Origin of the sequence: Aquipuribacter hungaricus, from assembly GCF_037860755.1 — a bacterium.
Lineage (GTDB): Bacteria > Actinomycetota > Actinomycetes > Actinomycetales > JBBAYJ01 > Aquipuribacter > Aquipuribacter hungaricus.
On record NZ_JBBEOI010000011.1, the window covers coordinates 1 to 11,720 of the forward strand.

The 11,720-nt window shown below is 73.7% G+C and carries 12 protein-coding genes; 9 read left to right on the plus strand and 3 right to left on the minus strand.

Going from position 1 to position 11,720, the window contains the following annotated elements; genetic code table 11:
* The 4 genes from WCS02_RS03370 to WCS02_RS03385 form a co-directional block, all read left to right on the plus strand.
* Window positions 1–1,535 (plus strand): hypothetical protein (locus tag WCS02_RS03370; RefSeq protein ID WP_340289759.1); only part of this gene is annotated, 1,535 nt, incomplete at its 5' end.
* Window positions 1,535–3,283, plus strand: a complete 1,749-nt coding sequence (locus tag WCS02_RS03375) for a type IV secretory system conjugative DNA transfer family protein (RefSeq protein WP_340289762.1) — start codon at window positions 1,535–1,537, stop codon at window positions 3,281–3,283. The genes WCS02_RS03370 and WCS02_RS03375, both read left to right, overlap by 1 nt.
* On the plus strand, window positions 3,280–3,792 hold the full coding sequence (locus WCS02_RS03380) for a DUF4913 domain-containing protein (protein WP_340289765.1): 513 nt from the start codon (window positions 3,280–3,282) through the stop codon (window positions 3,790–3,792). The genes WCS02_RS03375 and WCS02_RS03380 overlap by 4 nt, the downstream gene beginning before the upstream one ends.
* Before the next feature lie 73 nt (window positions 3,793–3,865).
* Window positions 3,866–4,669 carry a hypothetical protein gene (locus WCS02_RS03385; RefSeq protein WP_340289768.1) on the plus strand — a complete coding sequence of 268 codons (804 nt, stop codon included), beginning with the start codon at window positions 3,866–3,868 and terminating at the stop codon, window positions 4,667–4,669.
* Between the two features lie 328 nt (window positions 4,670–4,997).
* Here the strand turns inward: WCS02_RS03385 and WCS02_RS03390 are convergent, their stop codons facing one another.
* The 3 genes from WCS02_RS03390 to WCS02_RS03400 form a co-directional block, all read right to left on the minus strand.
* Window positions 4,998–5,429, minus strand: coding sequence for a hypothetical protein (locus WCS02_RS03390; RefSeq protein ID WP_340289771.1), 432 nt, complete (start codon window positions 5,427–5,429; stop codon window positions 4,998–5,000).
* 236 nt (window positions 5,430–5,665) lie between these two features.
* The gene (locus tag WCS02_RS03395) at window positions 5,666–7,201 is read right to left on the minus strand and encodes a relaxase/mobilization nuclease domain-containing protein (protein ID WP_340289774.1); all 1,536 of its coding nucleotides are present in this window, start codon (window positions 7,199–7,201) and stop codon (window positions 5,666–5,668) included.
* Entirely contained in the window at window positions 7,198–7,596 is a 399-nt protein-coding gene (locus WCS02_RS03400) for a plasmid mobilization protein (protein WP_340289776.1), read from the minus strand. The genes WCS02_RS03395 and WCS02_RS03400 overlap by 4 nt, the downstream gene beginning before the upstream one ends.
* A 224-nt stretch (window positions 7,597–7,820) precedes the next feature.
* Here WCS02_RS03400 and WCS02_RS03405 point away from each other — a divergent pair, with 224 nt between their 5' ends.
* The 5 genes from WCS02_RS03405 (at window position 7,821) to WCS02_RS03425 (ending at window position 11,679) form a co-directional block, all read left to right on the plus strand.
* Window positions 7,821–8,159, plus strand: a complete 339-nt coding sequence (locus tag WCS02_RS03405) for a hypothetical protein (protein WP_340289778.1) — start codon at window positions 7,821–7,823, stop codon at window positions 8,157–8,159.
* 414 nt (window positions 8,160–8,573) lie between these two features.
* A complete protein-coding gene (locus WCS02_RS03410; protein ID WP_340289780.1) occupies window positions 8,574–8,987 on the plus strand; it encodes a hypothetical protein in 414 nt (137 codons plus the stop codon).
* A complete protein-coding gene (locus tag WCS02_RS03415) occupies window positions 8,984–10,480 on the plus strand; it encodes a hypothetical protein (protein ID WP_340289783.1) in 1,497 nt (498 codons plus the stop codon). Before WCS02_RS03410 ends, WCS02_RS03415 begins: the two co-directional genes overlap by 4 nt.
* A 112-nt stretch (window positions 10,481–10,592) precedes the next feature.
* Window positions 10,593–10,721 (plus strand): hypothetical protein, encoded by a 129-nt coding sequence (locus tag WCS02_RS03420; RefSeq protein WP_340289786.1) that lies wholly within the window; start codon window positions 10,593–10,595, stop codon window positions 10,719–10,721.
* A 241-nt stretch (window positions 10,722–10,962) separates the two neighbouring features.
* Window positions 10,963–11,679: a hypothetical protein gene (locus tag WCS02_RS03425; RefSeq protein WP_340289789.1), complete on the plus strand. Its 717-nt coding sequence runs from the start codon at window positions 10,963–10,965 to the stop codon at window positions 11,677–11,679.
* Window positions 11,680–11,720: the final 41 nt, after the last annotated feature.

The window sequence follows — 11,720 nt, forward strand, 5'->3', positions numbered from 1 at the left end:
AGGGCGAGCGGTGGCTGCCGAGGTTCTGGCAGCAGGCCGCGGCCGGTCGGGCCGCCGCCCGCCGGCGTGCCGGGCGGCGCGGCTGGCCCGGTCGCGGCACCGGGAGGGTGAACTACGTCGAGCCGGCCGTGGAGTACCAGGGCACGACGGTGCAGGTGTGCGGCCTGTGGCCGATGGTGGCGGGCTCGGGCAACCCGGTGCGGGGCGTGCCGCTGGGCCGCAGCCTCCTCAACGGCTCCACCGTCTGCGCCGACCCGATGCACTGGTTCCTCGCCGGGCTGGCGCCGAACCCGTCGTGCTTCGTGCTCGGCCGGCCCCACCTGGGCAAGAGCAGCCTGGTGCGGCACATGGTGACGATCCTGCACGCCTGGGGGATCGTCCCCATGGTCCTGTCCGACACCAAGCCGGACTACGTCGACCTGGTCCGCGAGCTGCAGGGCCAGGTCATCCCCGTCGGGGTGGGCCGCGGGTCCATCAACCCCCTCGACCAGGGGCCCCTGGTCGCCGAGCTGGAGCAGATCACCGACCCCGCCCGGCGCCGGGCCGCGCTGGAGGAGATGCGCGGGCGCCGGCGCACCACCCTCCAGGGGCTGCTGGACCTCGTCGGGGGCGCCCGGATGGAGCCCTACGAGCAGTCCATCGTCGCCGAGGCGCTGCGGGTCCTCGACGAGACCCACCCCGGCGTCCCCCTCGTCCAGGACCTGAGCGAGCTCGTCGCCTCCCGACCGGACCGGCTCGCCGCGATCGCCCTGGACCGCGGGGACACCGACTACTACCACCAGCGGGTCGAGCGGCTGCTCGGTGCGCTGCACGCCCTCGGCCCGTCCGGGCCCTTCGGCGACGTCCTGGCCCGCCCCACGAGCCAGCACATCCGGATGGGCCAGCCGGTCGTGTTCGACCTGTCGGGCATCGACGACGCCGAGCAGCAGCTGCTCGCCGCGGTGCAGTCGGTGTGCTGGTCGTACGGCTCGGCGATGGTGTCAGCCGACAAGCACCTCGCCGAGTCCGGGCTGCGACCCAGGCGCCACTACTTCCTGGTCATGGACGAGCTGTGGCGCATCCTGCGCGCCTCGGAGCAGATGGTCTACTTCCTCGACGCCCTGACCCGGCTCAACCGCCAGCGCGCCATCGGCCAGGCGATGATCACCCACACCATGGACGACCTCAAGCTGGCCACCCCGCACCTGACCAACATCGCGCGGGGCTTCGTCGAACGCTCCGGCATGGTGTTCCTCGGCGGGCTCGCGGTCCGGGAGATGGGCAACCTCGAGGAGGTCTTCGCCATGTCCGGGCGGGAGAAGGCCCTGATCGACGACTGGTCCGTCGACGCCGGCGTCAACCCGGAGACCTCGCAGGCCGCGGCCCCCGCCGGCCGCGGGAAGTTCCTGCTCAAGGTCGGCAAGAAGGCCGGCGTGCCGTTCAAGCTCACGCTCGTGGCCAGCGAGCTGGCGGTCAACGACACCAACCGCGCCTGGTCGCAGGCCCGGCAGCGCGTCATCGGCCAGCGCGCCGCGCGCCCGGAGGAGACGGCCTGATGGCGCCAGAGCCCAACCGCCGCAGCGAGCCCGCCGGCAGCGACACCCCCTGGCTCGTCCTGGGCGGCGTCCTCCTCGCCCTCCTGCTGCTGGCCGCCGCGGTGTGGGCCGGCGCGGCCACCAACCCCGCGCTCACCGGGCGCGGCGACGACCCGGTCACGGTCGTCCTGCGCGTCCTCACCGGCCAGGTCCCCACCACAGCCACCCAGACGGCCGTCACCGGCGCCCTGCTGGTGCTCCTCGTCCTCAGCGGCGCCGTGCTCGGTCTCACCGCGCTCCGGCACCGCCGTGGCCGTTCCCGCGTGGACTACAAGGCACGCTGGCTGGCCAGCAGCCGCGACGTGCACCGCCTCACTCAGGGCCCCGCCGCCGCGGACAGCGAACGTCTGGGCGCCGGGGGCGCCGGGGTCGGCGTCACCCTCGGCACCCACCTGCCCTCCTCCCAGCGGCTGTGGGCCTCGTGGGAGTCGGTCCAGGTGTGGGTGATGGGCCCGCGGTCGGGCAAGACGACCTGCGTGTGCATCCCGCAGGTGGTCGAACCAGCCGGACCGGTCATCGCCACCTCGAACAAGCCCGACCTCGTGGACGCCACCCGCGGCCCGCGCAGCGAGACCGGCGTGGTGTGGGTCCACGACGTCCAGGACATCATCGGGGAGCCGGCCAGCTGGTGGTGGGACCCGCTGTCGTTCGTGGTCGACCTGCAGACGGCCGAGAAGCTGGCCGACGTGTTCATCAGCTCCGCGACGTCGGCCGGGGACACCCAGGACGCCTACTTCAAGTCCGCCGGCAAGGAGCTGCTGGCCCGCCTGCTGCTCGCCGCCGCCCTGGCCGGGCGGCCCATCACCGACGTGCAGCGGTGGGCGAACACCCCCCGGCCCAGCGCCGACGACAACCCGGCCCGGCTCCTCAAGGACCACGGCCAGGACGCCCTCGCCCTCGCCCTGGACGCCACGCAACGGCTGACGGAGAAGCAGCGCGACGGGGTCTACGGCACCATGCGCCCCTGGATCGGCGTCCTCGCCAACCGCCAGCTGCTGCCCTGGATCACCGATCCCGCCGGCACCCGCCCCCACTTCGACCCCCAGGCGTTCATCAGCTCCACCGACACCGTCTACCTGATCAGCAAGGAGGGCGAGGGCTCCGCCCGCGCGCTCACCGCGGCCCTGACGATGGCCATCCTCACCGCCGCCGAGGCCCACGCGTCCCGCCAGCCCACCGGGCGCCTCAGCCCCGCGCTCACCGCCGTCCTCGACGAGGCCGCCAACGTCTGCCGCTGGCGGGCCCTGCCCGACCTCTACAGCCACTACGGCTCCCGCGGGATCGTGCTGTCGGCGTTCTTCCAGTCCTGGGCCCAAGGCGTCGAGGCCTACGGCGCCACCGGCATTGACAAGCTCTGGTCGGCGGCCAACGTCCGGGTCGTCGGCCCCGGCCTGGCAGAGGAGAAGTTCCTCACCGTGGTGTCCTCCCTGATCGGGGACTACGACCGGCTCAAGCGCACCTCCTCCCAGCAGAGGACCACCCGCAGCACCACCACGTCGGTCCAGCGCCAGCGCCTCTTCGACGTCTCCGACCTCGCTGCGCTGCCCCTCGGCCGCGCCGTCGCGCTGATCTCCGGTGTGCCCGCGGTCCTGCTGCAGCTGGACCACCACTCCACCCGCCCGTACGCCGGGTCCGTGACCGCCTCCCAGGCTGTCTACGAGACGGCCAGAGCCCGGCCCCTGGGCCTGGCTCTGGAAAGTGCCCGATGACCACCGACGCCACCTCAGCCGCCGGCGACGCCCCCGGGACCGTCACAGCAGCCGGCGACACCGCGGCCGGTGCGGCCGTTGTGGACGGCGAAGCTGACGTCGGCGAGCCCGGCGTGCAGGAGTTCGACGGCGAGCCCGTCGATTTAGGCGAGGACGCCCCGGCCAGCACCTACTACCCCAACGCCGCGGAGTGGGTCGAGCGCTGGCTGCTGCCGCACTACAAGCGCGACCCCGCCAGCCACCGGTGGGACCCCCGCTGGTGGGAGTACACCGAGGTCGTCGCCCGCCTGGAGGCCCTGTGGCGGGCGTGGGAGTACCTGCGGACCGACGGCATGACCGGCCCCGCGCTGTTCTTCCGCGACTTCCTCGACCCCACCATGCGGGAGCTCACCGCCGCCGACGGCCCGTTCTGGGACGTCAGCGACATCCACGACCGGACGCTGCCCCAGGTGTGGCCGCACGAGCCCCCACCCGCGGGCCTGTTCGACGACGCCCCCGACGAGCAGTGACCCCACCAGCAGTGACCCCACCAGCAGTGACCCGGCGCACCTCACCGGCACGCCACCTTGAGAGGACGTGAGCATGAGCGAGAGCGCCGAAGACGAGATCGGCCAGGACGTGGACCGGCTCGTCCGGTCCGCCCTGATGGCCGCCGGGCAGATCCGCGAGCACGCCGCGCGCCACAGCCAGACCGGTGCCTGGGCGCTGCAGCAGCAGCAGAGCGCCGCCGTCGCCGAGCACCGTGAGACCACCCGCCTGGTCTACGACCGGGTGCGCCGTGAGGAGTTCTGGAACCAGGCCACCCCAGCCCAGGTCGCCGACCTCGTGACCTTCACCACCGCCGTCGCACCGCACGACGCCCTCGGGCGCGAGGCCCACGACGTCATCCGCGAGCAGCTGCACGCCCGCCACGGCATCGACCTCGCCACGATCACCGCCGCGCACGACGACCCCGCAGACCGGCGCAACGCCCTCATGCACGCCCTCGACGACCGCGCTGCAGCGCGCCGCGAGGACGCCGAGCTCCGCGGCTCGGGCATGGGCCGCGGCGACGACGGCGCCCAGGCTGCCACCGCCTCGAACGGCGTCGGTGGCGCACCCACGGCCTCCGCCGAAGGTCCTGACGCCGCCTCTCAGCCAGCTGCCGCTCCCGACCTCGCCATAGCCACCGCGGGACGCGTCGACGCATCGTCGACCGAGCACACCCGTACGGCTGACGAAGGGCTCGCTGGCGTCTCGTCGGCCGCGGCGCAAGCACGCCGTGAGGCGGCCACGAGTTTCCCCCAGTCCGCGAGCTCGACGTTGCGCGACGGCGGCAACCGCCCCACCAAGCCCGCCGCGCCCGGCCACGGCCCCCGCGACCGCGTCCCCGAACTCACGCGCTAAGCACCCCCGCTGCCCTTCCGGCGCAGCAGCTGCCCTACAAGATGTCGCCGGGGTGAGTCGATCAGCCTCGTGAGGCGCCACCCCGGGGCCAAGCCGGGTTGCCTCGAGCAGGAGAGCTGGCACGTTCTGACCCTTAGCGAGACGTGGGCCGGTAGCCGCAGGCCCGACGGTCGCCTCGCCTGGAAGTGGCCCCACCCGTAGCAACATCCGTCCGCTCTGTTGTGGGTCCGCCATCACTGCCTAGTCGTAGCCGTGGAGTTGGTCAGCAGAGCCCAGCCCCTCTGCCGTCAGGGACCGGGCTCACTGACTGCCGGGTGCGTGGGCGAACTCAGGCCCGGGTGTCGACTCGGGTGACGGGGCTGCCCCCGGTGAGGTAGTCCAGCGCCTTGCTGATCATGTCCTGGAAGGCTTGCCCGCTGTCGTCGCCGACACGGAGGAGGAGGGCGTGGAAGTAGTCAGGGGAGACGTCGCCCTCGATAGCCCCCCGCTGCCGGTCGGCCATCAGCTGCATGGCGAGCTGACCCGCCGCCATGGCGTCGTCTCCGCTGAGCCCTTCCAGCCCGTGGAAGGTCATCGAGTCACCCTGGGTGGTGACCGTCATGCCGAAGGTGTTGAGCAGGAAGCTCCGGTCGGATCCGGTCAGCGCGCCGACAAGTGATGCCGAGGTGTGAAGAGGCGGAGCCGGCTGTGCTGCCCTCGTACTCGGGGCCTCGCTGGTGCGCCCGACGTGCGGCATGGGCATGGTGCTCGAAATCTTCACGGGGCGGCTCCTTCCTGCAGGGCACTATCGGCAGGTGTCAGGGCCGGATGAAGCCGGCGGTGATGCGGTCGTCCGCGCCGTAAAAGTCCTCGCGCGCACCGTGATCACGATGCGGTCACCCTCGTAGAACTCACGCGCACGTCGAACTCGAAGCCCACACCGCTCTCGCCACGGTTGCGTGTACCGGGACTTCCTGCTCGTCGACGAGGCTCCTACGCCCTGGGGTGCGGGCGGCGTCAACCGCGCTCGAGGTCGCCATCGGCGCGCGGACCCTTGCCGCGTCCGGTCAGCAGGTCCGTCTGCGAAGGCTCGATCCTCGCGCGTCCGGCGCCGGCGAGCTGTGACACGGACCGCATGGCGGCGTGCATGGACGCGTCCGTCGCGGCCGCCGCCTGGACGCGGCCCTGAGCCCGCTGGGCGGCAGCGACGGCCTTGGCGGTCCGGTCGGCCTGGCGCAGCACCGCCAGCCAACCAGTCCTCGAATCACGACCCGTCCCCCGGCCCATCAGACGCAAGCTGTAAGCAGCGTTGGCGGCCGACGACTCCTGCTTGTGCTGGTCCCGGTCCGCCCCGAAGGCGACCGGCTGCGCCGCGCGCGCCAAGACCTCCGACGCCGCCGCCAACGGTCCCGGCCGGTCCTTCTCGATAGCCAGCGACGCCCGCGCCAGCGCCGCCGCCGCAGCACCCGCCGCGGCACGGTCCTCGGCCGCGCTGCTGCGGTCGCGGTAACCCCCGAGCACCCGACCCGCCCGCACCGGAGCACCGGTCGTCCGCACCGTGGTGGCCACGTCACCGCCGGCCCACCGGCGCGTCCACAGCCCGGCCACGTCCTCGGCCCCGGCCGGGTCCTGACCCCACCGCGTGCGCAGCTGGCCTAGGCTCAGCGTGCGATCCAACCGGCCGGCGCCGTACCAGACCGGTGCCGCCCGTCGACCGTCCCGCTCGAGCGACACCAGCGCGACGGAGTACCCGACCACACGCTGCCGGTCGCCCTCGGCGTAGCGGGGCCGGACCAGCACACGAGCGTCCCGCAGCCCGTCGACGAGCTCCCGCTCACTTCCTGCCTCGGCGGCCACCGCCCTGACACGACGCCGCAGCTCGTCCCGGGCGGGTGCCAGGGCCGTTTCGCGCTGCGCCCGCGCGAGCTCCGCCGGCTTCACACCGACCGCGGCTCCGCGGCCGCTCTCACGGGACTCCAGCACCCTCAGCCCGTGCCGGCGCTCAAGGAGGTTCGCGGCGCGCTGCGCCCGTGCCGCATCGTTGTGGACGCGCGCCTTGGTCCCGTCTTCCCGCACCAGGTTGACCACGATGTGCACGTGGTCGTTCCCCGCCGTGGAGCGACCATGGTGCACCGCCAGCCACCGGCAGGCGGCACGCTCGCTCGTGCCGCTGAAACCCATCTCGTCCACGAACTCGGTCACAACCCGGGACCACACCTCGTCACCGATCTGACCCTCGTCCGCACGCAGCGACAGCGAGCAGTGCCACACGTGCGCCGGCTTGGTACCGACCTGGACCTGCGCCTGCGCCTCGTCGCTCCACTGCTTCACCGGCGCGCTCACCTTCGTCCCGAACACGCGCATCGGGTGGTCCAGCAGGTTCGCCGCGTCCAGCGCGTCGTCGCTCGACAGGCGCCCCTCCGGTAGCTCCGACACCAGCGTGTCGTGACCCGCGACCACGTGCGGGTTGACGTGCTCGTTGTGCCTCCCCGGCCCCACCAGGTACACCGTCACGCCCGCGGTCCTGCCGCCGCGGGTGATGTTCGGCATCATGCGTCGGCTCCCAGCGCGTCGAGCACCCGGTGGACCCGCGCGCTGGTGGCGCGTACCGCCGCCAGGGTGCTCGCCAGGTCCTCCTGCACCTCGCGGGTCGCGTTGGTGGCCTTCGCGACCTGGTTGACGTTGTTCGACACCGCACCCAGGTAGCCGCGCACCCGGAACAGCTCCTCCAACGCCTCACGGCGGTCCGTGGCCGTCTCCCCGTGCTGGGCCAGCGCCGCCTCGATCAGCAGCCGGGGCACGGAGATCCGTGCCGCCTCGGCCCGCTGTGCCAGCACCGCCTCTTCCTCCGGTGTCACGAGCACCCGGTGCGAGTGCTTCCGGCCACCCTCCACGTTGGCGCGACGGCGTCGACCCAGCGCCCGCCGGCGCGGTGTCTCCTCGCTCATGTCCCACCGTCCTCAAGCCCAGCGCAGCGACCCACCCTGGTGGGACCACACGCAGTGTGCCAGCCGAGGCGCCGCCGGGCAGCCATTTACGGCACGTAAATGTATAGCTTGCTCTGTCCAATAGGGCTTCCGCGTCCATCCCCACCCAGCCAAAGCCGGGATCGTTCACAGCCACACGATGAGGGGTCTGGCGCGTTACGTGGCCGGTTCGTACCGTGACGCCCATGGCCACGCCCAAGCTCGACACCGACCGCATCCAGGCTGCCGCCCGCGCCCTGCTCGACGACAAGGTCAAAGCCGTCCGCGTCCTGGCGCAGGCCCGCCAGGCACGTGAGGACGCCCGTGCCGCCCTGGAGCAGGCCGAGCGCGCCGACACCGCCGCCTACACCGCCGCGCTGCGCGACGGCTGGACCGCCGACGAGCTCAAGCGCGTCGGCCTCGACGCACCGACCAAGCGTGCCCCCGGCCGGCCCCGGAGCACCGCAAAGACCGACGGCCGCAGCACGGCTGCGACGTCCTCCCCAGGACCGCAGTCCGCGCCGGCAGGCACCGCGACCGGCTGAACGTCCCAGGCGCGAGACCGAAGTCTGCTCACCAGGCGGGGGGTTCACCGTCGCCCGGTCGACCGGAGGTCACCACGGCGGGGGGCCGGCCGCTGCGCTCTGCGGAGGCACCCGAAGTGATCCTTACGGCCAAGAACGGGCCGCAAGCATCATCGGGACCCGCCTCCTCCGCCGCTCCCCCACCGTGGTCCTGCTGCGCATCGCCCGAACGACGGTGAGACCCCAGCACCACCCGACGTCACCAGCCCCGCCGCTCGCCCTCCGAACAACTACCCGGCGCCCTGACGGCGCCGGCAACAACCAAGACCGCCGGGGCTCCGCCCCCGCACCCCCGGCCCTCACTCCGATGAGGCGGGGTAAGGCAGGAACACCCACCGCCGAGCACACCACCCGACCACCGGGAGACGACACGACATGAGCACACCCAGCCCACCCCCCAGCCAGCCACGAGAGCCACGGTCTGCACCCGGGACCATCCCGACGCAGCGCCCCTCCGCGCCGCTGTCTCGCGCGCTGGACCTGCTCGACGGGCTGCTCTGCCGCAGCGACGTCCCCGGCCCCGTCCGCCGTGACCTCGCCGACGTCTTCGACGACCTGGTCGACGTCCGACCCCCCTACCCGCCGACCACACCGACCCACCGCCGGGACCAGCCATGGCCCGCCGTCGCCCAGGAGATCGCCGACGCCCTGCGCGAGCTCATCGACCACCCCGACCCCGCCACCGTCCCGGCGGTCGCCATCCGGCACTCCCTGGCCCTGCGTGCCCTGCGCGGCGCCATCGCCCACACCCGCTCCCCCGGCGTCGAGGTCCCCGCGGAGCAGGGATGAGCACCCCCGTCCCCGCCACAGCCCCCGGCTCTGTCTCTGCTTCTGCCTCCGGCTCTGCTGCCAGGCACGACGACACCTGGACCCGGGCCTGGCATGCCGTCGGCCACCGCGTCGCCAGCCTCCACGACCACCCCGACCCCGTCACCCCCGACACCCTCCCGCTCGCCGTGGCCAGCCACGCCGCCACCATCCGGCTGCTCGTCACCGTCCACCGCGACCTCACCAGACCAAGCCACGACACCCGCAGCCACGACACCCGCGGGGACGACACCCGCGGGGACCGGGGTGGTGGGCGGACTGACGCGCCGACCCTGCGCCAGCTCGAGGCCGACCCGGTGCGTGCCCTGGGCCTGGCCCTGGGACGGCACCCTGCCGACCCCGGTGTCGCGCTGTCCGACGTCCTCACCACCAAGCCCCCGCCCGGTGCCGGCAGGCTCTGGCACGACCTGGCCCGCGCCGCCACCGTCGCCGCGCACCAGTGGCGCACTGCGGACCCCGGCTCACGTCCCCGCGCCCACCAGGCCTGGTCCCTGATGGCCGACGTTGCCGCGATCGGTCAAGGCCTCGCCGTCCTGGACACCGACATCTCCCGCGCCGCCACCCGCATGACCGCCGCCGTGCAGGCCCAGCTCGGCACCGCCCCCGGCGTCCTCTCGGACCGCTACGCCGGCGCCGCCACCGAAGGGCTCCGCGCAGCCGGGGAACGCACCCGCCACCTCGCCGAACAAGGACCCCTGCCCGCCGTCGCCCCACTGCGACAACCCACCACCCGACCCCACATCCTCCGTGCCCCCATCGACGTCCCCTTCGCCCAGGACGCCACCGCCGCGCTCCTGGACCGCGCCGACACCATCGCCCCCCGCGACCTGGCCCTGCTCGTCCGCGTCCAGGCCGCCCTCAGCGAGCACGCCGCCCGCCTCAGCCCCGACCCCGGCCTGGCCGCTGCCGCACGCCAGCACGCCGACCTGCTCGACGGCACCCTCACCCGGGAGCTCGCGACCGTCGAACCGCTCAGCGACCAGCGGCCCCTGCAGCAGGCCCGGGCCGTGCTCGGCTACGTCGCCAAGCTCCAGCCCACCCACCCCCACGCCGGCCGGGTCGCCGCCGCGATCGCCCGCAGCCAGCCCGACATCGTCGACGCCCTGCACCGCGCCGCCCGCCACCAGCTCGCCACCGGCGCCTGGCTCGTGCCCAACCCCAACGAACGCCACACCAGCGCCATCTGGGTCCGCCAAGCCCCCACAGCCACCGGGACGCAATGGCAGCCCGACCTCGTGCACCGCCTCGTCGAGGCCCGCACCACCGCCCACCATCTCGCCCGCACCGCCGGCCCCAACCCCTTCCCCGACACCGCAGCCGCCATCGCCGTGGCCACCGCCCGCCAAGGCCTCCCCCCACGAGACGCCGTCCGACCACCCTCCTTCCACACCACCACCGCACGACCCGCCACCCCCGCCCGAGGAACCGACCGCGCGGCCGACCTCGAACGCTGACCGCGAACGCTGACAACACTCCGGCCCCTGCCACCCGCCCGACCGCACCACCACGGCCTCACCCCCCGGCCTCACCCGGGACGGCGTCGGTGCCGCGACCTACAGTGACGCCATGGCCAAGATCGGCAAGGAAGACCAGCCCATCACCGTGGAGCCCGACGCCCCGTTCGAGGCGCCCGCCGAACCGGCCCCCGCGACGCAGCCAGTGCCGGAGCAGGTGCCGGTCCCCTCCCCGTCCTGACCCGCTGATGGCGACGTCAACGCCGGTCCACCACGGGTCCGTCCGGGGGGTACGGACCTTCCGTGTCCTGCCCGACGGACGGCTCGCACCCGTCACCGACCGGCCGCCCTGGGCACCCGGCGTCAACACCGCGGTCTGCGACCGGCGCACCCTCACCCGCCGGCTGGCGCCCGCCCACCGGGCACCCGCGCACCCGGCACCCGGCGTCGGGTGTGTCTGCGGGTTCTGGGCCTGCGGCAACGTGCCCGCGCTCCGCCAGACCGGCGTCCTCGGCACCTCCCGCGTCCTGGCCGTCGTCGCCGCCCACGGCCAGCTCGTCCCCGCCGAGCGCGGGTTCCGCGCCCAGCACGCCCAGATCGAGGCGCTGTGGCTGTCCCCCCGCATCCCCACCGGACGGCGCGCCGCCGTGGCCCGCGCCTACCCCGCCGCCGCCCTGTACACCAGCAAGGCCGCGATGCTCGCCGAGCACCCCCCGACAGTGCTGCCGAGCTACCGGCTGCCCGCCCGGCCCCGGGCCTCCCGGCTGCTGTGGCAGCTCGCCCTGCTCACCGCCTGGACCCTCACCCTCACCGTCCTCTGGTCCTTCGCCCCCTACCCGGCCACCGTCGCCGAACCCACCCCGCTCGTGCCCACCGCCAACGCGCAGGTCGCCGTCGGCGTCGCCCTGGCCACCACCCACCTCACCCTCGCCACCACCACCCTGCTGCTGGCCATGCACCCTCGGCTGTGGCGGTGGTCCCCCACCGCCCTGCTCCCCCAGACCGTCCTGCTCATCGCCGGGCAGCTCACCCTCGACGACGCGACCGCCTGGCTCCAGCTCGGCCTCACCACCACCTCCACCGCCGTCATGCACCTGCTCACTGCGGCCGTCGTCATCACCCGCCTCTGCCGCCTCGACACCGACGAGCACCGACGACCCGCGGCCGTCAGCCGGACGACGGACGGTGGACGCACGTGACGTTTCACCGGGAGCCCCCGACGCGATACTCAGGTGCAAGC

What these genes read in the sequence shown, in the direction of transcription:
- WCS02_RS03420 (WP_340289786.1), top strand. Translation starts at nt 10,593, where the DNA reads ATGGCCAAGATCGGCAAGGAAGACCAGCCCATCACCGTGGAGCCCGAC.
- WCS02_RS03400 (WP_340289776.1), bottom strand. Translation starts at nt 7,596, where the DNA reads ATGAGCGAGGAGACACCGCGCCGGCGGGCGCTGGGTCGACGCCGTCGC.
- WCS02_RS03375 (WP_340289762.1), top strand. Translation starts at nt 1,535, where the DNA reads ATGGCGCCAGAGCCCAACCGCCGCAGCGAGCCCGCCGGCAGCGACACC.
- WCS02_RS03415 (WP_340289783.1), top strand. Translation starts at nt 8,984, where the DNA reads ATGAGCACCCCCGTCCCCGCCACAGCCCCCGGCTCTGTCTCTGCTTCT.
- WCS02_RS03410 (WP_340289780.1), top strand. Translation starts at nt 8,574, where the DNA reads ATGAGCACACCCAGCCCACCCCCCAGCCAGCCACGAGAGCCACGGTCT.
- WCS02_RS03380 (WP_340289765.1), top strand. Translation starts at nt 3,280, where the DNA reads ATGACCACCGACGCCACCTCAGCCGCCGGCGACGCCCCCGGGACCGTC.
- WCS02_RS03405 (WP_340289778.1), top strand. Translation starts at nt 7,821, where the DNA reads ATGGCCACGCCCAAGCTCGACACCGACCGCATCCAGGCTGCCGCCCGC.
- WCS02_RS03395 (WP_340289774.1), bottom strand. Translation starts at nt 7,201, where the DNA reads ATGATGCCGAACATCACCCGCGGCGGCAGGACCGCGGGCGTGACGGTG.
- WCS02_RS03385 (WP_340289768.1), top strand. Translation starts at nt 3,866, where the DNA reads ATGAGCGAGAGCGCCGAAGACGAGATCGGCCAGGACGTGGACCGGCTC.